Raw genomic sequence first — 22,456 nt, forward strand, 5'->3', positions numbered from 1 at the left:
CGCGCCGGGCCACCCCCGCGCTGCGCTATCTGTACCTCCGCGGAACGGGGTGGGGGCCCCCGGGCCACCCCGGCCCCCCCCCATCCACGTACAGCGAGTGCGGCGTCTAGCTCGCCGCGTCCTCCCGGCGCACCGAAAGCAGATCCTCCAGCTGTTCCTCCCGCGCCTGCGCCGCGACGAACAGCAACTCGTCCCCCGCCTCAAGGGAATCATCCGCGGTCGGCGCGAGGACACGCGTGCCGCGGATGATCGTGACCAGCGAGGTGTCCTCGGGCCACTGGACGTCGCCGACCTGCGTGCCCGCGAGAGCCGACTCGGGCGGCAGTGTCAGCTCGACGAGGTTCGCGTCGCCGTGGCTGAAGCGGAGCAGCCGGACGAGATCGCCGACGCTGACGGCCTCCTCGACGAGCGCGGACATCAGACGCGGGGTCGAGACCGCGACGTCGACGCCCCAGGACTCGTTGAAGAGCCACTCGTTCTTGGGGTTGTTCACGCGGGCGACGACCCGCGGGACGCCGTACTCGGTCTTCGCGAGCAGCGAGACGACCAGATTCACCTTGTCGTCGCCCGTCGCGGCGATGACGACGTTGCAGCGCTGCAGCGCCGCCTCGTCGAGGGAGGTGATCTCGCAGGCGTCGGCGAGCAGCCACTCGGCCTGCGGGACGCGCTCGACCGAGATGGCGGTCGGCGCCTTGTCGATGAGAAGGACCTCGTGCCCGTTCTCCAGGAGCTCACCGGCGATGGACCGGCCCACCGCGCCCGCTCCGGCAATGGCGACCCTCATCAGTGACCTTCCTCGGGGCCTTCGGCGAACGCCGCTTCGACCTTTTCCACTTCGTCCGTACGCATCATCACGTGCACCAGGTCGCCCTCTTGCAGCACCGTCTGCGAGGTCGGCAGGACCGCCTCGCCCAGCCGGGTGAGGAAGGCGACGCGTACGCCGGTGTCCTCCTGGAGGCGGCTGATCTTCTGCCCGATCCAGGCATCGGACGCGTGCACCTCGGCGAGCTGTACGCCGCCGGTGGGGTCGCGCCACAGCGGCTCGGCCCCGGAGGGCAGCAGCCTGCGCAGCATCTGGTCGGCGGTCCAGCGGACCGTGGCGACGGTGGGGATGCCGAGGCGCTGGTAGACCTCGGCGCGGCGCGGGTCGTAGATGCGGGCCGCCACGTTCTCGATGCCGAACATCTCGCGGGCGACCCGGGCGGCGATGATGTTGGAGTTGTCACCGCTGCTGACGGCGGCGAACGCGCCCGCGTCCTCGATGCCGGCCTCGCGCAGGGTGTCCTGGTCGAAGCCGATGCCGGTGACGCGACGGCCGCCGAAGCCGGAGCCCAGGCGGCGGAAGGCGGTGGGGTCCTGGTCGATCACGGCGACCGTGTGCCCCTGTTGTTCCAGGGTCTGCGCGAGAGCGGATCCGACTCTCCCGCAGCCCATGATGACGATGTGCACGCCCGTCCTTCCGGCTGTGTCAATACTTTTTGCTCAGGCTGAACGGTAAAAGCGTCTCAGACCGAGGCCCAAGCTACACACGCGCGGTCCGTGCGGGGCACCCCCGTGCACGGGGCGGCTCGCTCGGGAACGTGTTCAGTTTTCTCGGGAACGTGTTCAGTCGACGCTGCGCAGCAGGCTCTCCACCTTCTCGAGGCGGTGGCCGAGCTCGACGAGCTGCAGCCGGTTCGCCTCCTGCTCGGACCTGGCACGCTCGACGGCCTCCCGGTACCCCTGCATCGCCTCGGCGTACTGGCGGTCACGATCGCGGTTGCGCTGCGTCTGGAAGTAGGCGACGGCGACGACCGCGCCGGCGAGTATCAGGAAAAAAGCGACCGGGATGATCACGTCGTCCATCAGGACCCCTCTGCTGATTGCTCGTGCTTCTCGTCCTGCCGGGCGGCCGCGAGGATCGTCTGGAGGTTCAACCGCACGTCGAACGGGGCCAGCTCGAAGTACTTGAGCGCCTTGCCGTCGTCGGAGAGCGCCAGGTGGCCGACGACGAGACCGGCCTTCTCCAGGCGTTCGAGGTGCATGTAGAGCAGGGGACGGGACACGCCGAGCCGCCGCGCCAGTTCGCTGACGTACAGCTGGCCTTCGGAGAGCTCGGTGATGATCCGGATCCGCTGGGCGTGGCCGACGGCGGAGAGAAAGGCGAGCAGCTCTTCGCTGTCCATGGCCCGCCTTCTCGCTGGTCTTCGCACTGGTCCCGAAACCTGTCAGCCAAGACTTACGCATGGCGGGATCGACTGTCAAACCCCCATCCGTCCCCCATTTTTTCCCTGCCCCGTCCTCCTCCTTATGACAGTTGACGGTTCATTCCGTCACCTGTCAGTCTCCACTTACACATGAAGCACTGAAGGATGGCGAAGGGGCGGGGATGGTCATGAGGAAGCGATCGGTCACGGTGCGCGTGGCCCGGTGGAGTGCGCTGCATCCATGGCGCGCGGTCATCGGCTGGCTGGTGTTCGTCGTGCTGTGCCTCGGCGGCGGAATCGCCGCCGGCATGAACAGCGCGACCTCGGAGGACTTCCGCGTCGGCGAGGCGGGCCGGGCCGAGGCCCTTGCGACCGAGGGCGGCGTCCAACTGCGGTCCACGGAACACGTGTTGATCCGCGCCGCGTCGGGCCCGCTGGACAAGGGGGCCGCCGACGCCGCGGTCAAGGACATCACCGCCCGGATGAAGGCCCTGCCGGAGGTCGCATCGGTGGCGGACCCGGTGCGCTCAGCCGACGGGCGGGTCCTGCGGGTCCAGGTGGAGCTGAACGGCTCCGAACAGGACGACCAGGAGCGGGTCCCCCCGCTCCAGGAGCAGACCGCTCAGGCCGCGAAGGTCCACCCGGACCTGGTGATCGAGGAGACCGGCGACGCGTCGGTGAGCAAGGGCGTCGACGGCCAGCGCGACAAGGACCTGCAGTTCTCCGAGGCGATCACGCTGCCCATCACGCTGATCACGCTGGCCGTGGTCTTCGGCTCGGTCGTCATGGTCGGCGTACCGCTGCTGCTCGCCGTCACCTCGATCATGGCGACGATGGGCCTGGCGATGGTGGCCTCGCACCTGCTGCCCGACACCGGCGTCGGGATGAGCATGATCCTGCTCATCGGCATGGCCGTCGGCGTCGACTACACGCTCTTCTACCTCAAGCGCGAACGTGAGGAGCGGGCCCGTGCGGGCGGCCGCCTCACCTCCGAGGCCCTCGTCGAGGCCGCCGCCGCGACGGCGGGGCGCGCGATCGTCGTCTCCGGGCTCGCCGTGATCGTCTCCACCACCGCGCTCTTCCTGGCCGGTGACGTCATCTTCGACTCCCTCGCCACCGGCACCATCCTGGTCGTCGCCGTGGCCGTGGTCAGCTCGGTGACGGTGCTGCCCGCGCTCCTGGTCAAGCTCGGCCGCCGGACCGAGCGCCGCACAGCCAGGCGCATCGCACGGGGCAAGTCCGTCCGGACGCGCGACGAGACGAACCCCGGCCGCCTGTGGAGCGCGCTGCTCACGCCCGCCCGCAAGCACCCCGCGCTCACCCTGTGCCTCTCGGTCCTCGTCATGCTGGGGCTCGCGCTGCCCGCGCTGAACCTGAACCTCAAGAACCCGGCGCGGGACAGCTTCTCGCGCGAGATCCCGGCGATGAAGGGGTACGACAGGCTGCTCGAAGCCTTCCCCGAGCTGCGCGTCCGGCACCTGGTCGTGGTGCGGGCCGAGGCCTCCCAGGCCGGCGACGTACGCGATGGCCTGACGGCGCTCGACCGCAAGGCGCAGGCCGATCCGCTCTTCTCGCACCCCTCCGGTGCTCCGCTCCTCCGCTCCTCGGAGGACCGCAGGACCACCACCCTGGAGCTGAACGCCCCGCACCCGACGTACTCGAAGAAGGCCGAGGACTCGCTCGACCACATCCGCGACGACTATCTCCCCGCCACCGTCGACAAGCTGCCCGGCGTCGAGACGGCCGTCACCGGCGAGGTGCCGCGCGGCACCGACTACGTGACGCACCAGAACCAGAAGCTGCCCCTCGTCCTCGGCTTCCTGCTCCTGATGACCTTCGTCATGACGGTCTTCGCGTTCCGCTCCGTCGTCCTCGGACTGCTCGGCGCCGTCCTCAACCTGCTCTCGGTCGGGTCCGCGCTCGGGCTGCTGGTCCTGGTCTTCCAGGGCGACTGGGCCGAGGAGTTGCTCTCCTTCGTCTCGCTCGGCGGCATCTCCTCACGCGTACCGCTCTTCCTCTTCGTGATCCTCTTCGGGCTCTCGATGGACTACCAGGTGTTCGTCGTCAGCCGGATCCGCGAGGCCGCGCTGAACGGCGTACCGACCCGGCAGGCGGTCCTCGACGGCATCGCGTCCTCCGCCAAAGTCGTCACCAGCGCCGCGATCGTCATGGTCACCGTCTTCGCGAGCTTCGTGATGCTGCACATCCTGGAGATGAAGCAGATGGGCTTCGTCCTCGCGGTCGCCGTGTTGCTCGACGCGTTCGTGATCCGCGTCATGATCCTGCCCGCGGCGCTGCTGCTCCTGGGACACGCCACCTGGTGGCCGTCCCGCGCGATCCGCCGCGCCGAGGCCCTCGCGGCGCAGCGGCACGGGGCGCAGATGGCCGCCGACCAGCGTCCGTTCACCGGGCAGGGGGTGGCTCGGCATGGCTAACCGGAGCAGTTAGGGGGTGGTGGGTGGGCGGGCACCCATTCGAACGCTTACGATCCTCTGCGTGTCCAAACTGACCGACGTGCCCAAACGGATCCTCATCGGGCGCGCACTGCGCAGCGACCGGCTGGGGGAAACCCTCCTCCCGAAGCGCATCGCTCTACCGGTGTTCGCCTCCGACCCGCTCTCCTCCGTGGCGTACGCGCCCGGAGAGGTGCTGCTAGTCCTCTCCATCGCGGGTGCGTCGGCGTACCACTTCAGCCCCTGGATCGCGGCCGCGGTCGTCGTGCTGATGTTCACGGTCGTCGCGTCGTACCGGCAGAACGTGCACGCGTACCCGAGCGGTGGCGGCGACTACGAGGTCGCCAACACCAACCTCGGCCCCAAGGCCGGGCTCACCGTCGCCAGCGCGCTGCTCGTCGACTACGTCCTGACCGTGGCCGTCTCGATCTCATCGGGCATCGAGAACCTCGGCTCGGCCATCCCGTTCGTCGTCGAGCACAAGGTGCTCTGCGCGGTCATCGTCATCGTGCTTCTTACGCTGATGAACCTGCGCGGCGTGAAGGAGTCCGGGAAGCTCTTCGCCATCCCGACCTATGTGTTCGTGGCCGGCGTCTTCATCATGATCGCGTGGGGTGCCTACCGGGGCTTCGTCCTCGGCGACGCGATGAAGGCACCCACCGCGGACTTCGAGATCAAGGCCGAGCACGAGGGCCTCGCAGGATTCGCGCTCGTCTTCCTTCTCCTGCGGGCCTTCTCCTCCGGATGTGCCGCGCTCACCGGCGTCGAGGCGATCAGCAACGGCGTCCCCGCCTTCCGCAAGCCGAAGTCGAAGAACGCCGCGACGACGCTCGCGCTCATGGGCGGCCTCGCCGTCACCATGTTCTGCGGCATCATCGGCCTCGCCATGGCGACCGACGTCAAGATGGCCGAGAACCCCGCGCACGACCTGATCGACAAGGGCGTGGCCGTCGGCGGCGACTACGTCCAGAACCCGGTGATCTCCCAGGTCGCCGAGGCCGTCTTCGGCAACGGCAGCTTCCTGTTCATCGTGCTCGCCGCGGCCACCGCGCTGGTCCTCTTCCTCGCGGCCAACACGGCGTACAACGGCTTCCCGCTGCTCGGCTCGATCCTCGCGCAGGACCGCTATCTGCCGCGTCAGCTGCACACCCGCGGAGACCGCCTCGCCTTCTCCAACGGCATCGTGCTGCTCGCGGGCGCGGCGGCGCTGCTCGTCTGGGTCTACGGCGCGGACTCGACGAAGCTGATCCAGCTCTACATCGTCGGCGTCTTCGTCTCCTTCACGCTCAGCCAGATCGGCATGGTCCGGCACTGGAACCGCCACCTGGCCACCGAGAAGGACCAGGCCAAGCGGCGTCACATGGTGCGCTCCCGGGCGATCAACACCTTCGGCGCTTTCTTCACCGGCCTCGTCCTGGTCGTCGTACTCGTCACCAAGTTCACGCACGGCGCCTGGGTCGCGCTGCTCGGCATGGTGATCTTCTACGCGGTGATGTCGGCGATCCGCCGGCACTACGACCGCGTGGCCGAGGAGATCGCGGCCCCGGAGACCCCCACCGACGACAGCATGCGGCCCTCGCGCGTCCACTCGATCGTCCTGGTCTCCAAGATCCACCGCCCGACGCTGCGCGCCGTGGCCTACGCCAAGCTGATGCGCTCGGACACCCTCGAGGCGCTCAGCATCAACGTCGACCCGGCGGAGACGAAGGCGCTCAAGGCCGAGTGGGAGAACCGCGGCATCACCGTGCCGCTGAAGATCCTCGACTCGCCCTACCGCGAGATCACCCGGCCGATCATCGACTACGTGAAGAACCTGCGCCGCGACAGCCCGCGCGACGTGGTCAGCGTGATCATCCCCGAGTACGTGGTGGGCCACTGGTACGAGCACCTGCTGCACAACCAGAGCGCGCTCAGGCTCAAGGGCCGCCTGCTCTTCACGCCGGGCGTGATGGTGACGTCCGTCCCGTACCAGCTGGACTCCTCCGAGGCCGCCAAGAAGCGGGCCCGCAAGCGGTCGGAGTGGAACGCGCCGGGTTCGGTGCGCCGCGGCCCGGTCGAGAAGCGGGTGAAGCAGCCGAGCAACAAGGGCTGACCGTGTTTTCTGCGTTTTCTGCTTCCTGACGGTTGGCGAGCGGCCGGACCACACCCACGTAGACTGGTGGGCTGTTGTCCGGCCGTCGCGCCGTCGTCGTGCCGTTCCTGGTGCCGTTCGATCCCTTTTACGTTGTGGAGTCACCCCGCCATGCAGGCAGAACCGAAGAAATCGCAGGCGGGGGACTCGCTGGACGCGCAGGACTCGCTGGTGGGCCAGGAGTACGAGGTCGAGGTCGGCCCCGTCGCCCACGGCGGCCACTGCGTCGCCCGCACGGCTGAGGGCCGGGTGCTGTTCGTCCGCCACACGCTTCCCGGCGAGAAGGTCGTCGCACGCGTGACGGAGGGCGGCGAGGACTCCCGCTTCCTGCGCGCGGACGCTGTAACGATCCTCGAAGCGTCCAAGGACCGCGTCGAGGCGCCGTGCCCCTACGCAGGACCCGGCCGCTGCGGCGGCTGCGACTGGCAGCACGCCAAGCCGGGCGCACAGCGCCGCCTCAAGGGCGAAGTCATCGCAGAGCAGCTTTCGCGCCTCGCGGGCCTGACCCCGGAGGAGGCGGGCTGGGACGGCACGGTCATGCCGGCGGAGGGCGACAAGCTCCCGCAGGGCGAGGTCCCGCAGTGGCGCACCCGAGTGCAGTTCGCGGTCGACCCCGACGGCAACGCGGGCCTGCGCCGCCACCGCTCGCACGAGGTCGAGCCGATCGACCACTGCATGATCGCCGCTCCCGGGGTCACCGAGCTCGGCATCGAGAAGCACGACTGGTCCGGCATGGCGTCGGTGGAAGCGATCGCGGCGACGGGCTCCCAGGACCGCCAGGTCATCCTGGAACCGAAGCCGGGCGCGCGCCTGCCCCTGGTCGAACTGGACAAGCCGGTCTCGGTCCTCCGCATCGCCGAACAGGACGGCGGCGTCCACCGCGTCCACGGCCGCCCCTTCGTCCGCGAGCGCGCCGACGGCCGCACCTACCGCGTCGGCAACGGCGGCTTCTGGCAGGTCCACCCGAAGGCCGCCGAGACGCTGATGCTGGCCGTCATGCAGGGCTTGACGCCCCGCAAGGGCGACACGGCCCTGGACCTCTACTGCGGCGTGGGCCTGTTCGCCGGCGCCATCGCGGACCGGGTCGGCGAGAAGGGCGCGGTCCTCGGCATCGAGTCCGGCAAGCGTGCGGTGGAGGACGCCCGCCACAACCTGGCCGCGTTCGACCGCGTCCGCATCGAACAGGGCAAGGTCGAGTCGGTCCTGCCGCGCACGGGCATCACGGAGGTCGACCTGATCGTCCTGGACCCGCCGCGCGCGGGCGCGGGCAAGCAGACGGTGCGCCACCTGACGGGCCTTGGCGCGCGGCGGATCGCGTACGTGGCGTGCGATCCGGCGGCGCTGGCGCGGGACTTGGGGTACTTCAAGGAGGGCGGGTACAAGGTGCGGACGTTGCGGGCGTTTGATCTTTTCCCGATGACCCACCATGTGGAGTGCGTCGCGATCCTTGAACCTGCGGCAAAGGGCCTCTGACGGGTCTTCAGGCACAAAGCTGAACCCATCCCGCACGAGCAGGGCGAGGGCGCGGAGGTTGGCAGGAACGTCTCAGACGTACCGGTAGATCTTGGACACGTCGTCCAGCTCGTCCGGCGTCACGTCCCACGGTGGGAGCCGCTCGTGCCGGGCGACGGTCCGCCGGTACTGGTCGCTGTCCGGTCCGGGCGGCTTCGCCGGCAGGTAGCGGTGGTTGCGATGGCGTTTCTGCCAGCGGGACCACTGCAGGTCCACGAAGGCGTGGTGCAGCCAGAAGACGGGGTCGTTGACGGACCCGCCGCCGACCATGGCGCCCCCGACCCAGCGGTGCACCCGGTTGTGGCAGCGCCAGGAGTCCTGGCCGCTGCCCCGCCCCCACCCCTCCAGCTTGTTGCGGAAGCCTCGGCTGACCGTCGAGTTCCAGGGTGCGACGTCGTAGACGGGGTCGGCCAGCGCATGATTCAGATCGGCCTTGGTGGGCAGGTCGATCGGACCGCGGGAGCGGCCCAGGTCCCGTGTGAGGTAGTCGGCCTCGGTGACGCCTGTCCCGATGGTCCAGTTGCCCGTCCCGTAGGCGAACGGCCCGGTCATCACCCGCCGGTCGCCGGGCCGCCCATTGCCACCGAGCAGATCGTCGGTCCACGGCAGCGAGGTCGTCTTGCGGTCCCGGGTCCAGTCCCAGTACGGCACCGTCACCGAGGAGTCGATGCGGCGCAGCGCGTTCTCCAGGTCCAGCGTGAACTTGCGGTGCCAGGGAAAGAAGGAGGGCGTCGTGTGGGCGACGCGCAGGCCCCGGTCGCCGTCCCCGGTGAAGTGCGCGATGTGTACGCGTACGAACTCGTCGTACTCGCCCCGCCGTTTGAGCTCAAGGAGCGCCTCGACGAACCGCCGACGCTCGGTGCGCGTCAGCTTGCTCACGTTCTTACGCACGTACACCATGCTGTGCCTCCCTGTGCGGATGCCCGCCGTCGAGCGGCCCGGGAGCCAGATCGCGCAGCCGCTCGCGAGGCCCGAGTTCGTCGACGGCCGCGCGGGTCGCCTCCAGCGGGGTCCCGTAGCAGCTGTAGTGGTCGACCATGCTCAGCCAGGTGCCGTCGGCCCGGCGCATCAGATGCAGCGGCTGGCCGTCCACGGTGACGTGCCAGGCGACATCGAGGTTGTCGAGGTCGCTGAGGCCGCCGTGGGAAACCGGAATGCCCTGGATACGGCGGCCCCGATAGGTCTCGTCGAAGGTACTTTCGGTGCCGGGGCCCGGTGGCCGGTCGGCGGACTGCGGGGCGCGGGAGCCGGTGATGAGGGGGGCGACCGCCAGGGCGGAAGGGGCGAGCAGTATCCGCGCCGCCTCCCGCCGCGTCCATCCCCCGGGTTCGCTGCCCACCGGGGAATCCGCGCCCTGGACCCCACCCACCGAAACCCCGCCTGCGCTGACGGCCATCGCTCACTCCTCGTACGGTTCGTTCTCCGTACGAGTAGCAGTTCCAGGGCGCCGAGCGGTCACCGCCGAAGCGTCACCACGGCTGTGTCGCCCCGGGTGCAGCAATGGTCGGCTTGTCCAAAAATCCCACCAACGGGTCAGGGTCAGCATGCCGACGATGCCGATGTGCGGCCCGGAAGGACCCAGGTGAACTCGTCGAAGAAGGCCCGCACGGGGGGACGTGAACGGGACACTGCCGGTGAGTATGTCGAGGAGGCCACTGAATTTCATATTTTCGGTCATACATGCGGACCAGTCGAACCGGAAGCACCATAGGATGAATTGATTCGCGGACCAGATGTTAATTACGCCGAATTCCCCCGCGCATTGCATTCTTCACCCTTGCGACTTTCACGCGTACGGAGTAACGAGCCGTTTTTGGAGTGCCGATGGACTGCTATGTTCTCCAACCGTCGGATCAGAGGTACTTTCAAGCGAGGTAGATCATGAAGAAGGCAGTTCTCACCACTGCGGCGTTGGCGATCGGGGCGGGTCTTGTGGGCGGTTCCGCCGCGGCGGCGTCGGCCGCCGCGGAGGGCTCGGGGAGTTCCGCCGGCCCGCTCGGGCTCGTGTCCCCGACCGAGGTGACTCCGGCGATCGTCCCGGCGGCCGATACCGTGACGCAGCTGGCCAGTAACGGACAGCTCGCCAAGGGCAGCGCGTTCGACAAGAAGAAGCCGGGGCAGCCGGTGTCCGGCATCTACCTGGACGGCATGGACCCGACCGCCGCCAAGAAGCCCACGATTCCGGTGGAGAACCCGGCTGGCAGCGGCTCGGTCCAGGTCCGCCCGCTGAAGGCGCCGACCGCGGCCGGACTCGGCTCCCTGCTCCCCAACAAGTGACGACCCGGCAGCCTTACGAGTCGGTCGTACCGGCGAAAGACGGGCCCGGAATTCCAAGACTCTGATCCGGTTCTCGGTGGCCGGAAGACCGTCGGCGGGGCCGGACGCTGGATCCGGATCCGCAGTTCCAGCTCCGCAGTTCCAGCTCCGCACGCGGCGGGCCCCGAGCCCATCGGCACCCGTGAACCCTCGTCCGGCCCACCGGCCTTTTTCTCGCCGGTGGGCCGGACGCATGTCATCGGGAATCTGCTGATCTTGGATCTGGTGAGGGCAACGCCGGCTGCTGTACCGGCTGTTCGCCTATCCGGCGAGGGCGAGGTTGTGCATGTGGGCGATGCCATCCTTGGCGCCGGACTCCTCTGCTCGGCGATCGCGATCTCGCGCCGTACGGCGGATACCAACCTGCTGAAGCAGCGCGGGCTCAGTCCGGTGAAGGGGCCTATCCAGGACGGCTCCGACGCCGTGACGTAAAGCCGGGTCCGCCGCAGAGTGCGCCGCGTTGCGCCATCCGATGGAACCTGCCGACGTCTGAATGTTTGCGCCGTGACTTATGCATGCATATACGGGTTTCCTTTTCGTAAGCGTGCAACGTGAATTCAGGAAGGGAACCGAGTTGCCTAAGAAGTTCGCGATCATCACGGCCCTCGCCCTCACCACCGTCCTCAGCGCCGCTGGCATCGCCTCCGCGGACGACACCTACGGCAAGGACGGCACCGGTAAAACTGGCGTCTCCAAGCCCGCCAAGCCCGCCAAGCCCGCCAATGGCAGCAACGGCAACGGCAAGGGCAACGGTGGCGGAAACGGCAACGGCAACGGTGGCGGCAACGGTGGCGGAAACGGCAACGGTGGCGGCAACGGTGGCGGCGGCAACGGTGGCGACACCACGACCGTCGTCGGCGGTGGCGGCTTCTCGTCCGCCCCGGTCGTCGTAAACGAGCCCCAGCAAGGCGTTCTCGTCGTCAACGGCACCGTCGTCGACGGCCGCTGCATCGCCCCGTGGTCCAACGGAGCTGTCCTCGGCGGCGTCGTCCCGCCGAACTCGCACTACGCCGCCTGCAACACGGCGACGGTCAACCAGCAGCAGCAAGCCCCGTACAAGGGTGGCCTGCTGTTCTGACTCCTGCTTCGAGCAATTCGCAGCAGGTGAATCCCCCAACGCAGCCCGGAAAGGCGCAACTCATGCGTAAGAAGGTTACGGCCATTTCCGCCGTCGCGGCAGGCATCGTCCTGGCGACCGGAGGTACCGCCGCGGCCGACAACAACGTCTCCACCGTCAAGGGCGGTAGTGGCTTCTCGACGTCCCCGGTCGTCGTGAACGCCCCGCAGCAGGGCGTTGTCATCGTCAACGGCACCGTGGCCGACCTCCGCTGTGTGGCTCCGTGGTCCAACGGAGCTGTCCTCGGTGGCGTCGTCGCGCCGAACTCGCACTACGCCGCCTGCAACACGGACACGGTCAACCAGCAGCAGCAAGCCCCGTACGAGGGTGGCCTGCTGTTCTGACTCCTGCTTCGTGCGATGCGGAGCAGGTAAACCCCCATCACAGTCGGGAAAGGCTCAACTCATGCGCAATAAGGTTATGGCTGTTTCCGCCATTGCCGCAGGCATCGTCCTCGCGACAGGTGGCGCCGCCGCGGCCGACGACAACACCACCACCGTCCGGGGCGGCAGCGGCTTCTCGACGTCCCCGGTCGTCGTGAACGAGCCGCAGCAGGGTATTGCCGTCGTCAACGGTGCTCTCGTCGACGGCCGCTGCATCGCCCCGTGGTCCAACGGAGCTGTCCTCGGTGGCGTCGCCGCGCCGAACTCGCACTACGCCGCCTGCAACACGGCGACGGTCAACCAGCAGCAGCAAGCCCCGTACGCGGGCGGCCTGCTGTTCTGAACAGTGCCTCACCCCGATGGCGGTCCCCGGAATCCCGGTGGGCCGCCATCGGCGTTTCGCGAACCCGTCCCGGCAATGACGAGCCATATACGCCGACCAGCCATATATGCCGAAGGGCCGGCTCCGAAGAATACGGAGCCGGCCCCGAGCATTGAGCAGGTGAGCGGTGAACTCACTTGTCGAGCGGAAGTCCCCCGAGCAGCTTTCCGTCGATGGGGTTCGGCAGGGTGCCACCGAAGACTGGGGTCTTGACCACCCCCGACTCGTTCGCGACGGTCTTCACCTTATCCGCCGTACGCTCCACGTTGTTGCCCACGTAGCCGGTCGGCAGCTTGGCGGCGTCGGGGAGGCTACGGGCGACCGTCTTACCGTTGTCGAGGAGGCCGTGCCCCGACAGGTCCACCGCGGAGGCGGGAACCGCAGCGCCGGCAATGGCAAGGGAGCCGGCGACAACGGCAGCGGTCTTAAGGTTCTTCATCGTGTTCCTTTCCAGGAAATCCGGTCCTCGTTCTCCCGGATCAACGAGAGGGCGCCTCTCGGGAAACTCTGGGGCCGCCAAGTTCCAGGAACTCATACGAAGGAACTGCCTGAGCGATTCGGCGTCACTCACGGACCGTCGGCGTCCTCGGTCCGGTACGTCGAGTCCGGCGGCGCGGGATCCAGGCGGTGGCTGCGCGCGCCCTGCTGCTATTCCGGCTGGGTTCCGTGATGTGAACCTGACCTTTGCCCTGCGGCAAGCAGCCGGAGCCCCGTCGATCTCGACGCCCTCGTGCCGTAACTCCGTCGTGGTCGGAGAGCCGGGGCTTCTGCCAAAGGGTGCCTGACCTGCATTTTCTACCTTGTGCCGCTCTCGGCGTGCGGCTTCCTTTTGGAAGACGGACTATGAAAGCCGATGAGCGGAGTTGCCGTGACCCATGAAATTCCCACCCCGGCCACAGGCGATCTGGTTGTGCTGAGCGACGTCAACAAGCATTTCGGCGCGCTTCATGTCCTCCAGAACATCGACCTGACCATTGCCCGTGGCGAGGTTGTCGTCGTCATCGGGCCGTCCGGGGGCGGGAAATCCACGCTGTGCCGTGCCATCAACCGCCTGGAGACGATCGATTCGGGTGAGATCGTCATCGACGGAAAGCCCCTGCCCGCCGAAGGCCGCGAGCTGGCCGCGCTGCGGGCCGATGTGGGCATGGTCTTCCAGTCCTTCAACCTCTTCGCGCACAAGACCGTGCTCAACAACGTGACGCTCGGCCAGGTCAAGGTGCGTAAGAAGGACAAGAAGGCCGCCGAGGACAGGGCACGTCAGCTGCTCGACCGGGTGGGTGTCGGCTCCCAGGCGGAGAAGTACCCCGCGCAGCTCTCCGGTGGCCAGCAGCAGCGTGTCGCGATCGCCAGAGCGCTGGCCATGGACCCGAAGATCATGCTCTTCGACGAGCCGACCTCCGCACTCGACCCCGAGATGATCAACGAGGTGCTCGAGGTGATGCAGCAGCTCGCCCACGACGGAATGACCATGGTCGTCGTCACCCACGAGATGGGGTTCGCCCGTTCGGCCGCCAACCGTGTGGTGTTCATGGCGGATGGCCGCATCGTGGAAGAGACGACGCCCGCGCAGTTCTTCAGCAATCCGAGCAGCGAGCGGGCCAAGGACTTCCTTTCGAAGATCCTGCACCACTGATCCTGATCCGGGGGGCCCTTGAGCATGAGGAATGAGCACCATGAAGCTTCGCAAGGTCACTGTCGCGGCCGCCGCCGCGCTCGTGCTGTCCCTGACCGCCGCCGGCTGCGGCTCGGATGACGACGACAGCGGCGGCACAAGTTCGGGCGACAAGAAGATCACCATCGGCATCAAGTTCGACCAGCCCGGCATCGGCCTGAAGACGCCGGACGGCAAGTACACGGGCTTCGACGTCGACGTCGCCACGTACGTCGCCAAGGAGCTCGGACATGACTCCGGCGACATCGAGTGGAAGGAAGCCAAGAGTGCCGACCGCGAGACGCTGCTCCAGCGCGGAGATGTCGACTTCATCGCCGCCTCGTACTCGATCAACCCCGAGCGCGAGAAGAAGGTCGACTTCGCCGGTCCCTATCTCCTGGCACACCAGGACGTCCTGGTCCGGGCGGACGACGACTCGATCAAGAAGCCCGCGGACCTCAACAACAAGAAGCTCTGCTCGGTCACCGGCTCCACCTCGGCACAGAACGTCAAGGACAAGATCGCGCCGAAGGCTCAGCTGCAGGAGTACGGCGGATACTCGGAGTGCCTGACCGGCCTGGAGAACAAGGTCATCGACGCCCTGACCACCGATGACTCGATCCTCGCCGGTTATGCCGCGCAGCCCGAATTCAAGGGCAAGTTCAAGCTCGGCGGATTCAAGCTGAGCAACGAGAACTACGGCATCGGCGTCGAGAAGGGCAGCGATCTCAAGGCGCAGATCAACACCGCCCTGGAGAAGATGGTCAAGGACGGCTCCTGGGACGCTGCCATCAAGAAGAACTTCGGCCCGGCCGGCTACAAGAACGAGCGCGCACCGAAGATCGGCGTCATCGTCAGCTGAAGCGGGTGACTCACGGCGCGCCGCTCTCGTAGCGGCGCGCACCGCCCCTTCCCTCACGCGGAAGCTCACGCGGAAGGCCGGGAGACTGTGTTCGACTTTCTCGAGGGTTACGACCTGCTGGCTGCCTTCTGGGTGACGGTGCAGCTCACCCTCTACTCCGCCGTCGGCTCCCTGATCTGGGGAACTGTGCTTGCCGCCATGCGCGTCAGCCCCGTGCCCCTGATGCGTGGCTTCGGCACCGCCTACGTCAACGTGGTCCGGAACATCCCGCTCACCGTGGTCATCGTCTTCACCTCGCTGGGCCTGTTCCAGACGCTCGGTGTCACGCTCGGCGCCGACGACTTCACGACGATCAACTTCCGTCTTGCCGTGCTCGGTCTGATCGCCTACACCTCGTCGTTCGTCTGTGAGGCGCTGCGGTCCGGCATCAACACGGTGCCCGTCGGCCAGACGGAGGCGGCGCGTGCCATCGGCCTGAACTTCCCCCAGGTGCTGCGGCTCATCGTCCTTCCCCAGGCCTTCCGTTCCGTGGTGGGCCCGCTGGCGAACGTGCTGATCGCCCTGACCAAGAACACCACCGTGGCCGCCGCGATCGGCGTCGCCGAGGCCGCGGCGCTGATGCGGAAGATGATCGAGAACGAGGCTCAACTCATCCTCATCTCCGCCATTTTCGCGTTCGGATTCATCTGTCTCACCCTCCCGACCGGGCTGCTCCTCGGCTGGGTGAGCAAGAAGGTGTCGGTGAGGCGATGAGGGCGCAGTCCGTTCTGTACGACGTCCCGGGGCCGCGGGCCAAGCGGCGCAATGTGCTGCTCACGGTGGTCTTCCTGGTCGCGCTCGCCGCCCTGATCTGGTGGGTGGTGCAGAGCCTCGCCGACAAGAACCAACTCGAGTGGGTCAAATGGCGGCCCTTCTTCACGGACTCCCGCGCCTGGGAGACGTATCTCCTGCCGGGGCTCAAGAACACGCTCATCGCCGCTTCGCTGTCCATGGTCATCGCGCTGCCGCTCGGGGCGCTGTTCGGCATCGCCCGGCTCTCCGACCACGGGTGGGTGCGGGGTGCGGCCGGCACCGTCGTGGAGTTCTTCCGCGCCATCCCGGTGCTGATCCTGATGCTCTTCGCGAACGCGGCGTACTCCGAGTACACCGACATCAGCCCCGGCACCCGGCCGCTCTACGCCGTGGTCACCGGTCTCGTCCTCTACAACGCCTCCGTACTCGCGGAGATCGTACGAGCCGGAATCCTGTCCCTGCCCCGGGGCCAGACCGACGCGGCCAAGGCGATTGGCATGCGCAAGAACCAGGTCATGCGCCATGTGCTCCTTCCGCAGTCGGTCACCGCGATGCTCCCGGCGATCGTCAGCCAGCTGGTGGTCATCGTGAAGGACACCGCGCTGGGCGGCGCGCTGCTCGGTTTCTCCGAACTCCTTGCGTCGGTCCGCCCGATGAGCGCGAACTACGGTGCGAACACCATCGCCAGCTTCACCGTGGTCTCGGTGATCTTCGTCCTGCTGAACTTCGCGCTCACGTCCTTCGCGGGCTGGCTGGAAGGCAGGCTGAGGCGCGGCAAGAAGTCCACCGGCGCGGTGGTCGGCGTGGACGCGGTCGAGACCCTGGCGACACCGGGCGAGCACGTGAGCCGTGACGATCTCGGTGGCGGGGGCGGCAACTCCAGCAAATGACATGGGGAGCGTTCCCGGTGGTTCAGAGCCCCACGCGGGTGAACGTCACATGCGTTACTCCGCTGGGCGAGGAGGCGGCCTCGACCTCGTAGTTCTGCTCGGTGCCCGTCAGTCCGTCCCAGAGGCGGACGCCTCGGCCGAGCAGGATCGGGACCACCACGATGTGCATGTGGTCGACGAGCCCGGCGGCAAGGAAGTCGCGGATCACGGTGGGCCCGCCGCCGATGCGTACGTCCTGGCCGTCCGCTGCCTCGCGGGCCGTCTCGAGCGCCGTGGCGGGCGAAGTGTCGAGGAAGTGGAACGTCGTGCCGCCCTCCATCTCGATCGGCGGGCGGGGGTGATGGGTGAGGATGAAGGTCGGTGTGTGGAACGGCGGGTTGGGCCCCCACCACCCCTTCCAGTCCGGGTCCTTGTGCCAGCCGGGCGGGCCGAACTTCCCGGCGCCCATGATCTCGGCGCCGATCCCGGGTGCGAACTGCTGGGCGAAAGCGTCGTCGAGGCCGGCGGTCCCGCCGGGCCGGTCGGTCATCCTGTGCCAGAACCGGGTGGTGAACATCCACTCGTGCAGCCTTTCGCCGGCGTGGCCGAACGGCGCGTCGTGGCTCTGACCCTCACCGGTGCCGAAGCCGTCGAGCGAGATGGAGAAGTTGTGGACGCGGGCGAGTGACATGGCTGGAGACTTCCTTCCCTCTGCTGGTCCAGTTTCGTCGCATCAGCTCGGTCATGCAGCCGGGACATCCCGGCCACCGTAGACGTACGCAAAGGTACTGGAGCGTTCTGGCCATGGATCGACCCCGGGGACGGCGCAGGATCTGCGGCGCGGTGTCCGGGGAGTCGGCCAGGGCGTACGGAGCCCGGCCGCGCACCAGCGCGATGTCTCCTGGCGCGAGGAAGACCCGGGGCCCGGCTTCGGGTACCACCCAGCCCTGGCCGCGGGCATGGACGTGGTCGTCGCGAACTCGCGCGGCCCGCAGACCCTGGCCGGTCTCGTCGGCGAGCTGGGTGCGCGCTGGTGGGCAAAGGCGTCCTGGACGCCGCGAACTACTACCCCTCCCGCGACGGACGGATCGAGGAGCTGGACGAGGAGACGCTGACCATCGGTCAGTTCGCCCAACAGGGTCTGCCTGGCGCCAAGTTGGTCAGGGCCTGCCGATCGCCGGCGACGACGCCGGGGCGCGGGCCGAGGACACCGCACTGATGAACAAGCTGGGATACGACACGGTGGACGTCGGCGCGCTCGCCGACAGCTGGCGCTTCGAGCGCGAGACAAGGGCCGCAGCAGCAGTTCCGCCAGTCAGGTCCCCGTCCCCGGCTTCTCCCTCTACTCGCTGAGCAAGTCGGCCCTCGTCGGCATGACCAAGGCCATGGCCCGGGAACTGGGAGGACGGCCGGACGCCACGTACATCACCGGGGCGCAGATCCTTGTGGACGGCGGCCTCACCGGCTGGCCAGGGGCAGCCCTGCGTCGCGTACGAGAGGCGCTCGCCCATGCCATCCGTCATGAGAGGACTCCTCTCGTACGTATAGGCTTCCCCACGCAGCTGGTTCGCCCTGTCCGCCAGGCAGGCGCGTCGTAAGAGGGAACCCGGTGGGAATCCGGGACTGCCCCGCAGCGGTGAGCGGGAACGACCGCCGTCATACGCACTGGATTCGCCTGCGGATCCGGGAAGCGACGGCCAGTAGGTGCCTCGTCCTCCTTCGAGAGGGCTCGGCGGGCCCGTGAGTCCGAAGACCTGCCACTGCCCGTGCGCGAAGGAGCGCACGGCATCTCGGTGACCTCGAGGGCGGGTCGGCGGCGGAAGCGAGCATCCCCGGCCAGGGGCATCCCCGCTCAGGGGCATCCCGGGCGCACTCAGGGGCTACCCCACGGGGCTCGCCTTTCTTGCCGTCCCTTCGCGTCCTCGTCCCGTCCCGGGAACCAGGACGAGTACTCGCGAAGGAGAGTTCCGTGACCGCCACATCCACCGCCACAGCCGCGGCCCGCACCGCCGAGGCCACCGTGTACGGCTATCCCCGGCAAGGCGCCGACCGGGAACTGAAGAAGGCCATCGAGGGGTACTGGAAGGGGCGTGTCGGCGCGGACGAACTGCGCCGGACCGCTTCCGAGTTGCGTCGCGACAACTGGCGGCAGCTCGTCGACGCCGGCATTCACGAGGTGCCGACCGGGGACTTCTCGTACTACGACCATGTCCTGGACACCAGCGTCATGGTGGGCGCCATCCCGGACCGTCACCGTGCCGCCGTCGAAGCCGACCAGCTGGACGGTTACTTCGCCATGGCGCGGGGCACGCAGGACGTGGCGCCCCTTGAGATGACCAAGTGGTTCGACACCAACTATCACTATCTGGTGCCGGAGTTGGGGCCTGACACCGTGTTCAGTGCGGACTCCGGCAAGCAGGTTGCCGAGCTGGGCGAGGCTCTCGCTCTCGGGCACACCGGGCGGCCCGTCCTCGTCGGTCCCGTCACCTATCTGCTGCTCGCCAAGCCCGCACCCGGCGTTGCCCCGGACTTCGAGCCGCTGACGCTCCTCGACCGGCTGCTTCCGGTGTACGCCGAGGTCCTCGCCGATCTGCGCGCCGCGGGCGCCGAGTGGGTCCAGCTGGACGAGCCCGCCCTGGTGCAGGACCGCACCCCTGCCGAACTGAACGCCACCGCCCGCGCCTACCGCGATCTCGGCGCGCTCACCGACCGGCCCCGACTCCTCGTCGCCTCCTATTTCGACCGGCTCGGCGACGCCCTGCCCGTCCTGGCGAAGGCGCCCGTCGACGGTCTCGCCATCGACTTCACCGGGCCCGCCGTCGCCAATCTCGACGACCTCGCCGCCGTCGGCGGCCTGCCCGGCAAGCGTCTTGTCGCCGGTGTCGTCGACGGCCGCAATGTGTGGATCAATGACCTGGGGAAGTCCCTGGCCCTGCTGGGTACGCTGCTCGGCCTCGCCGACCGGGTGGATGTGGCCGCTTCCTGCTCCCTGCTGCACGTCCCGCTGGACGCCGACGCAGAGAAGGGCCTCGATCCGCAGATCGCCCGCTGGCTTGCCTTCGCCCGGCAGAAGACCGGTGAGATCGCCACCCTCGCCCGTGGTCTGGGTGAAGGCACCGGTGCTATTGCCGCTCAACTCGCCGCCAATCGCGCTGACTTGGCGTCGCGCGCCAGTTCCTCGCTCACCCGCGATCCGGAGGTGCGGGCCCGCGCCGCGGCCGTCACCGACGCGGACACCCGCCGTTCCCAGACATACGCCGAGCGGGCCGCCGCCCAGCGCGAACGGCTGCGCCTGCCGCTGCTTCCGACGACGTCCATCGGCTCCTTCCCGCAGACCGGCGAACTGCGCACCGCCCGCGCCGACTTGCGCGCCGGACGCATCGGCACGGCCGCGTACGAGGAGCGCATCGAGGCCGAGATCCGCGAGGTCATCGCCTTCCAGGAGAAGACCGGCATCGACGTCCTGGTGCACGGCGAGCCCGAACGCAACGACATGGTGCAATACTTCGCAGAACGGCTTACCGGATATCTGGCCACGCAGCATGGTTGGGTCCAGTCCTACGGGACGCGTTACGTCCGTCCGCCGATCCTGGCCGGCGACATCTCCCGTCCCGAGCCGATGACGGTGCGCTGGACCGCGTACGCCCAATCGCTCACGCAGAAGCCGGTCAAGGGCATGCTCACCGGTCCGGTCACCATGCTCGCCTGGTCCTTCGTCCGCGACGACCAGCCCCTCGCCGACACCGCACGCCAGGTCGCTCTCGCCCTGCGCGACGAGGTTAACGATCTGGAGGAGGCCGGGAGTTCGGTGATCCAGGTTGACGAGCCCGCGCTGCGCGAGACGCTGCCGCTGCGCGCCGCGGACCACGGCGGGTATCTCGCCTGGGCCACCGAGTCCTTCCGGCTCAGCACGAGCGGCGTACGGCCGGACAGCCAGATCCACACCCACATGTGCTACGCCGAGTTCGGCGACATCCTCCAGGCCATCGACGACCTCGACGCCGATGTCATCAGCCTGGAGGCCGCACGCTCGCACATGCAGGTCGCCGACGAACTCGCCGCGTCCGGCTACCCCCGCGAGGTCGGGCCCGGCGTGTACGACATCCACTCCCCGCGCGTGCCCGACGCCGATGAGGTGATCGCCTTGCTGCGCAAGGGACTTGAGGCGATCGCGCCGGAGCGGCTCTGGGTCAACCCGGACTGCGGTCTGAAGACCCGGGGCTGGACCGAGGTCCGCGCCGCCCTCGAGAACCTGGTCGCCGCGGCGCGCGATCTCCGCTCCACCCTCTGACCAGGGGGCGTACGTGGTGGTGGTGTGCGCTCGCGTGTGCCACCACCGCGCCCGCCGTGCGAGTTGTCAGGCCTCCCGTCGCGCAACTAAGGTCACCAGGCCTTTGGTGCTCGGGAAATCCGGTGTGATGCCGGTGCGGCCCTCGCCACTGTGATCGGGAAAGTCCGGCTCCAGCCCTCCTGTGGGGCAGCCACTGGGTACTCACGTATCCGGGAAGGCGGAGTCCGGGCGGTACGACCCGTCAGCCAGGAGACCGGCCAAGGCGCGTTGTCCATCCACGAGGTGCTGGAGAGGTCCGTTCAGCCATGCACATAGCCGAGGGTTTCCTCCCCCCGGCGCACGCGATCGCCTGGAGTGTCGCGTCCGCGCCGTTCGTCGTCCACGGAGTCCGCTCCCTCACCCGTGAAGTCAAGGAGCACCCCGAGAGCACCCTGCTCCTCGGCGCGTCCGGAGCCTTCACCTTTGTCCTGTCCGCCCTGAAAATCCCTTCCGTGACGGGCAGTTGCTCGCATCCGACGGGGACCGGGCTCGGCGCGATCCTGTTCCGGCCGCCGATCATGACGGTGCTCGGCACCATCACCCTGCTCTTCCAAGCCCTGCTGCTCGCCCACGGCGGTCTCACCACCCTGGGCGCCAATGTGTTCTCCATGGCGATCATCGGGCCATGGGCCGGGTACGCCGTCTACCGGCTCCTGAAGCGATACGACGTACCGCTCATGGTGGCCGTGTTCTTCGGGGCGTTCGTCGCCGACCTCTCCACGTACTGCGTCACCAGCGTCCAGCTGGCCCTCGCGTTCCCCGACCCCTCCAGCGGATTCATCGGCGCCCTGGGCAAGTTCGGCGGCATCTTCGCCGTCACGCAGATCCCCCTGGCGGTCAGCGAGGGACTGCTCACCGTTCTGGTGATGCGGCTCCTCGTGCAGTCGAGCAAGGGCGAGCTCACCCGGCTCGGCGTGCTGCTTCAGGGTAAGAAGTCCGAGACGGAGGCCAGTGCCTGATGAGCCGCAACGCGAAGATCAACGCCCTGCTCCTGGTCATCGTCGCCGCACTCGCGGTGCTGCCCCTGGCCCTCGGCCTCGGCGACGACAAGGAGGAGCCGTTCACCGGCGCCGACGGCCAGGCCGAGACGGCGATCGCCGAGGACCACCCCGACTACGAGCCGTGGTTCTCGCCGCTGTACGAACCCCCCTCCGGGGAGATCGAGTCGGCGCTCTTCTCCCTGCAGGCGGCGCTCGGCGCGGGCGTCCTCGCCTACTACTTCGGGCTGCGCAAGGGCCGCCGCCAGGGCGCCGAACGCGCGCTGGCGGAGGCCGCAGGCGCGGACGGCGCGGAGGGCAGTCGGCCCCGGACCGAGCAGGTCTGAGCCCGCGTGCTGCCCATCGACGCGGGGGGGGGCCCCACGCGCTGGGGGCGCCCGCCCCCCCCGGGGCCACGGCGGGGGGGGGGGGGGCGGGCCCCCCCGCCGGGGGGGCGGCCCGCCCGGGGGGGGGGGCCCCGGGGGCGGGGGGGGC

At 68.5% G+C, this 22,456-nt stretch carries 25 protein-coding genes, 1 pseudogene and 2 riboswitches; of the genes and pseudogenes, 17 read left to right on the forward strand and 9 right to left on the reverse strand.

All coding sequences use genetic code 11. From position 1 onward, the window contains the following. Positions 1–106: 106 nt before the first annotated feature. From AB0O76_RS38865 to AB0O76_RS38880, 4 genes are all read right to left on the reverse strand, one after another. The gene (locus AB0O76_RS38865; RefSeq protein ID WP_365501546.1) at positions 107–784 is read right to left on the reverse strand and encodes a TrkA family potassium uptake protein; all 678 of its coding nucleotides are present in this window, start codon (positions 782–784) and stop codon (positions 107–109) included. Further along, positions 784–1,449, reverse strand: coding sequence for a TrkA family potassium uptake protein (locus tag AB0O76_RS38870; protein WP_266871370.1), 666 nt, complete (start codon positions 1,447–1,449; stop codon positions 784–786). The genes AB0O76_RS38865 and AB0O76_RS38870 overlap by 1 nt, the downstream gene beginning before the upstream one ends. 156 nt (positions 1,450–1,605) lie before the next feature. Continuing rightward, a complete protein-coding gene (locus AB0O76_RS38875; protein ID WP_365501548.1) occupies positions 1,606–1,845 on the reverse strand; it encodes a hypothetical protein in 240 nt (79 codons plus the stop codon). Then, positions 1,845–2,165 (reverse strand): winged helix-turn-helix domain-containing protein, encoded by a 321-nt coding sequence (locus AB0O76_RS38880; RefSeq protein ID WP_365501550.1) that lies wholly within the window; start codon positions 2,163–2,165, stop codon positions 1,845–1,847. The genes AB0O76_RS38875 and AB0O76_RS38880 overlap by 1 nt, the downstream gene beginning before the upstream one ends. Positions 2,166–2,374: 209 nt before the next feature. Between AB0O76_RS38880 and AB0O76_RS38885 the strand changes: the two genes are divergently transcribed. The 3 genes from AB0O76_RS38885 (at position 2,375) to AB0O76_RS38895 (ending at position 8,243) form a co-directional block, all read left to right on the forward strand. Continuing rightward, entirely contained in the window at positions 2,375–4,621 is a 2,247-nt protein-coding gene (locus tag AB0O76_RS38885; RefSeq protein ID WP_365501552.1) for an MMPL family transporter, read from the forward strand. Between the two features lie 61 nt (positions 4,622–4,682). Continuing rightward, a complete protein-coding gene (locus AB0O76_RS38890; RefSeq protein ID WP_365501554.1) occupies positions 4,683–6,731 on the forward strand; it encodes an APC family permease in 2,049 nt (682 codons plus the stop codon). A gap of 150 nt (positions 6,732–6,881) precedes the next feature. Further along, positions 6,882–8,243 (forward strand): class I SAM-dependent RNA methyltransferase, encoded by a 1,362-nt coding sequence (locus tag AB0O76_RS38895; protein WP_365501556.1) that lies wholly within the window; start codon positions 6,882–6,884, stop codon positions 8,241–8,243. 72 nt (positions 8,244–8,315) lie between these two features. On the opposite strand, the gene AB0O76_RS38900 is transcribed toward AB0O76_RS38895, so the two are convergent. Together AB0O76_RS38900 and AB0O76_RS38905 are read right to left on the reverse strand one after the other, a co-directional pair. Then, positions 8,316–9,182, reverse strand: a complete 867-nt coding sequence (locus AB0O76_RS38900; protein ID WP_365501557.1) for a tyrosinase family protein — start codon at positions 9,180–9,182, stop codon at positions 8,316–8,318. Then, positions 9,166–9,678: a tyrosinase cofactor gene (locus AB0O76_RS38905; protein WP_365501559.1), complete on the reverse strand. Its 513-nt coding sequence runs from the start codon at positions 9,676–9,678 to the stop codon at positions 9,166–9,168. The genes AB0O76_RS38900 and AB0O76_RS38905 overlap by 17 nt, the downstream gene beginning before the upstream one ends. A gap of 485 nt (positions 9,679–10,163) precedes the next feature. On the opposite strand from AB0O76_RS38905, the gene AB0O76_RS38910 reads away from it, so the two are divergent. The 5 genes from AB0O76_RS38910 (at position 10,164) to AB0O76_RS38930 (ending at position 12,441) form a co-directional block, all read left to right on the forward strand. Continuing rightward, positions 10,164–10,559 (forward strand): hypothetical protein, encoded by a 396-nt coding sequence (locus AB0O76_RS38910; protein WP_365501561.1) that lies wholly within the window; start codon positions 10,164–10,166, stop codon positions 10,557–10,559. Positions 10,560–10,886: 327 nt separating this feature from the next. Then, positions 10,887–11,030 carry a hypothetical protein gene (locus AB0O76_RS38915; RefSeq protein ID WP_365501562.1) on the forward strand — a complete coding sequence of 48 codons (144 nt, stop codon included), beginning with the start codon at positions 10,887–10,889 and terminating at the stop codon, positions 11,028–11,030. 142 nt (positions 11,031–11,172) lie between these two features. Continuing rightward, positions 11,173–11,676 (forward strand): hypothetical protein, encoded by a 504-nt coding sequence (locus AB0O76_RS38920; protein WP_365501564.1) that lies wholly within the window; start codon positions 11,173–11,175, stop codon positions 11,674–11,676. Between the two features lie 62 nt (positions 11,677–11,738). After that, positions 11,739–12,059, forward strand: a complete 321-nt coding sequence (locus AB0O76_RS38925) for a hypothetical protein (RefSeq protein ID WP_365501566.1) — start codon at positions 11,739–11,741, stop codon at positions 12,057–12,059. A gap of 61 nt (positions 12,060–12,120) precedes the next feature. After that, positions 12,121–12,441 carry a hypothetical protein gene (locus AB0O76_RS38930; protein WP_365501568.1) on the forward strand — a complete coding sequence of 107 codons (321 nt, stop codon included), beginning with the start codon at positions 12,121–12,123 and terminating at the stop codon, positions 12,439–12,441. 172 nt (positions 12,442–12,613) lie between these two features. Here AB0O76_RS38930 and AB0O76_RS38935 read toward each other — a convergent pair whose 3' ends face one another. Then, positions 12,614–12,919, reverse strand: coding sequence for a hypothetical protein (locus tag AB0O76_RS38935; RefSeq protein WP_365501596.1), 306 nt, complete (start codon positions 12,917–12,919; stop codon positions 12,614–12,616). A gap of 414 nt (positions 12,920–13,333) precedes the next feature. Between AB0O76_RS38935 and AB0O76_RS38940 the strand changes: the two genes are divergently transcribed. The 4 genes from AB0O76_RS38940 (at position 13,334) to AB0O76_RS38955 (ending at position 16,675) form a co-directional block, all read left to right on the forward strand. Further along, positions 13,334–14,113, forward strand: a complete 780-nt coding sequence (locus AB0O76_RS38940; protein ID WP_365501570.1) for an amino acid ABC transporter ATP-binding protein — start codon at positions 13,334–13,336, stop codon at positions 14,111–14,113. A 40-nt stretch (positions 14,114–14,153) separates the two neighbouring features. After that, entirely contained in the window at positions 14,154–14,993 is an 840-nt protein-coding gene (locus AB0O76_RS38945) for a glutamate ABC transporter substrate-binding protein (RefSeq protein WP_365501572.1), read from the forward strand. Between the two features lie 87 nt (positions 14,994–15,080). Then, positions 15,081–15,746, forward strand: coding sequence for an amino acid ABC transporter permease (locus AB0O76_RS38950; protein WP_365501574.1), 666 nt, complete (start codon positions 15,081–15,083; stop codon positions 15,744–15,746). After that, positions 15,743–16,675 (forward strand): amino acid ABC transporter permease, encoded by a 933-nt coding sequence (locus AB0O76_RS38955; protein WP_365501576.1) that lies wholly within the window; start codon positions 15,743–15,745, stop codon positions 16,673–16,675. Before AB0O76_RS38950 ends, AB0O76_RS38955 begins: the two co-directional genes overlap by 4 nt. A gap of 22 nt (positions 16,676–16,697) precedes the next feature. On the opposite strand, the gene AB0O76_RS38960 is transcribed toward AB0O76_RS38955, so the two are convergent. Together AB0O76_RS38960 and AB0O76_RS38965 are read right to left on the reverse strand one after the other, a co-directional pair. After that, positions 16,698–17,345, reverse strand: coding sequence for a dihydrofolate reductase family protein (locus AB0O76_RS38960; RefSeq protein ID WP_365501578.1), 648 nt, complete (start codon positions 17,343–17,345; stop codon positions 16,698–16,700). Next, positions 17,287–17,595 (reverse strand): hypothetical protein, encoded by a 309-nt coding sequence (locus AB0O76_RS38965; RefSeq protein ID WP_365501580.1) that lies wholly within the window; start codon positions 17,593–17,595, stop codon positions 17,287–17,289. Before AB0O76_RS38965 ends, AB0O76_RS38960 begins: the two co-directional genes overlap by 59 nt. 92 nt (positions 17,596–17,687) lie before the next feature. Here AB0O76_RS38965 and AB0O76_RS38970 point away from each other — a divergent pair, with 92 nt between their 5' ends. From AB0O76_RS38970 to AB0O76_RS38990, 5 genes and pseudogenes are all read left to right on the forward strand, one after another. Continuing rightward, on the forward strand, positions 17,688–17,873 hold the full coding sequence (locus AB0O76_RS38970) for a hypothetical protein (RefSeq protein ID WP_365501582.1): 186 nt from the start codon (positions 17,688–17,690) through the stop codon (positions 17,871–17,873). 97 nt (positions 17,874–17,970) lie between these two features. Further along, a pseudogene (locus AB0O76_RS38975) lies at positions 17,971–18,063 on the forward strand (oxidoreductase); the annotation flags it as partial. A 137-nt stretch (positions 18,064–18,200) separates the two neighbouring features. After that, a riboswitch (cobalamin riboswitch) is annotated at positions 18,201–18,431 on the forward strand. 192 nt (positions 18,432–18,623) lie between these two features. Continuing rightward, positions 18,624–20,945: a 5-methyltetrahydropteroyltriglutamate--homocysteine S-methyltransferase gene (gene metE, locus AB0O76_RS38980; protein ID WP_365501584.1), complete on the forward strand. Its 2,322-nt coding sequence runs from the start codon at positions 18,624–18,626 to the stop codon at positions 20,943–20,945. An 87-nt stretch (positions 20,946–21,032) separates the two neighbouring features. Beyond that, positions 21,033–21,222: riboswitch (cobalamin riboswitch) on the forward strand. Positions 21,223–21,250: 28 nt separating this feature from the next. Next, positions 21,251–21,943, forward strand: a complete 693-nt coding sequence (locus tag AB0O76_RS38985; RefSeq protein WP_365501586.1) for an energy-coupling factor ABC transporter permease — start codon at positions 21,251–21,253, stop codon at positions 21,941–21,943. Beyond that, on the forward strand, positions 21,943–22,308 hold the full coding sequence (locus AB0O76_RS38990; RefSeq protein ID WP_365501588.1) for an energy-coupling factor ABC transporter substrate-binding protein: 366 nt from the start codon (positions 21,943–21,945) through the stop codon (positions 22,306–22,308). The genes AB0O76_RS38985 and AB0O76_RS38990 overlap by 1 nt, the downstream gene beginning before the upstream one ends. The last annotated feature ends 148 nt before the right edge of the window (positions 22,309–22,456 follow it).

Origin of the sequence: Streptomyces sp. NPDC086554 (assembly GCF_040686095.1) — a bacterium.
Taxonomy (GTDB): Bacteria; Actinomycetota; Actinomycetes; order Streptomycetales; family Streptomycetaceae; genus Streptomyces.

Excerpts from the sequence above, each read along its gene's own strand:
- AB0O76_RS38865 (WP_365501546.1), bottom strand. The coding sequence starts at position 784 with ATGAGGGTCGCCATTGCCGGAGCGGGCGCGGTGGGCCGGTCCATCGCC.
- AB0O76_RS38875 (WP_365501548.1), bottom strand. The coding sequence starts at position 1,845 with ATGGACGACGTGATCATCCCGGTCGCTTTTTTCCTGATACTCGCCGGC.
- AB0O76_RS38880 (WP_365501550.1), bottom strand. The coding sequence starts at position 2,165 with ATGGACAGCGAAGAGCTGCTCGCCTTTCTCTCCGCCGTCGGCCACGCC.
- AB0O76_RS38885 (WP_365501552.1), top strand. The coding sequence starts at position 2,375 with ATGAGGAAGCGATCGGTCACGGTGCGCGTGGCCCGGTGGAGTGCGCTG.
- AB0O76_RS38895 (WP_365501556.1), top strand. The coding sequence starts at position 6,882 with ATGCAGGCAGAACCGAAGAAATCGCAGGCGGGGGACTCGCTGGACGCG.
- AB0O76_RS38900 (WP_365501557.1), bottom strand. The coding sequence starts at position 9,182 with ATGGTGTACGTGCGTAAGAACGTGAGCAAGCTGACGCGCACCGAGCGT.
- AB0O76_RS38905 (WP_365501559.1), bottom strand. The coding sequence starts at position 9,678 with ATGGCCGTCAGCGCAGGCGGGGTTTCGGTGGGTGGGGTCCAGGGCGCG.
- AB0O76_RS38910 (WP_365501561.1), top strand. The coding sequence starts at position 10,164 with ATGAAGAAGGCAGTTCTCACCACTGCGGCGTTGGCGATCGGGGCGGGT.
- AB0O76_RS38925 (WP_365501566.1), top strand. The coding sequence starts at position 11,739 with ATGCGTAAGAAGGTTACGGCCATTTCCGCCGTCGCGGCAGGCATCGTC.
- AB0O76_RS38930 (WP_365501568.1), top strand. The coding sequence starts at position 12,121 with ATGCGCAATAAGGTTATGGCTGTTTCCGCCATTGCCGCAGGCATCGTC.
- AB0O76_RS38935 (WP_365501596.1), bottom strand. The coding sequence starts at position 12,919 with ATGAAGAACCTTAAGACCGCTGCCGTTGTCGCCGGCTCCCTTGCCATT.
- AB0O76_RS38940 (WP_365501570.1), top strand. The coding sequence starts at position 13,334 with ATGAGCGGAGTTGCCGTGACCCATGAAATTCCCACCCCGGCCACAGGC.
- AB0O76_RS38945 (WP_365501572.1), top strand. The coding sequence starts at position 14,154 with ATGAAGCTTCGCAAGGTCACTGTCGCGGCCGCCGCCGCGCTCGTGCTG.
- AB0O76_RS38955 (WP_365501576.1), top strand. The coding sequence starts at position 15,743 with ATGAGGGCGCAGTCCGTTCTGTACGACGTCCCGGGGCCGCGGGCCAAG.
- AB0O76_RS38960 (WP_365501578.1), bottom strand. The coding sequence starts at position 17,345 with ATGTCACTCGCCCGCGTCCACAACTTCTCCATCTCGCTCGACGGCTTC.
- AB0O76_RS38985 (WP_365501586.1), top strand. The coding sequence starts at position 21,251 with ATGCACATAGCCGAGGGTTTCCTCCCCCCGGCGCACGCGATCGCCTGG.
- AB0O76_RS38990 (WP_365501588.1), top strand. The coding sequence starts at position 21,943 with ATGAGCCGCAACGCGAAGATCAACGCCCTGCTCCTGGTCATCGTCGCC.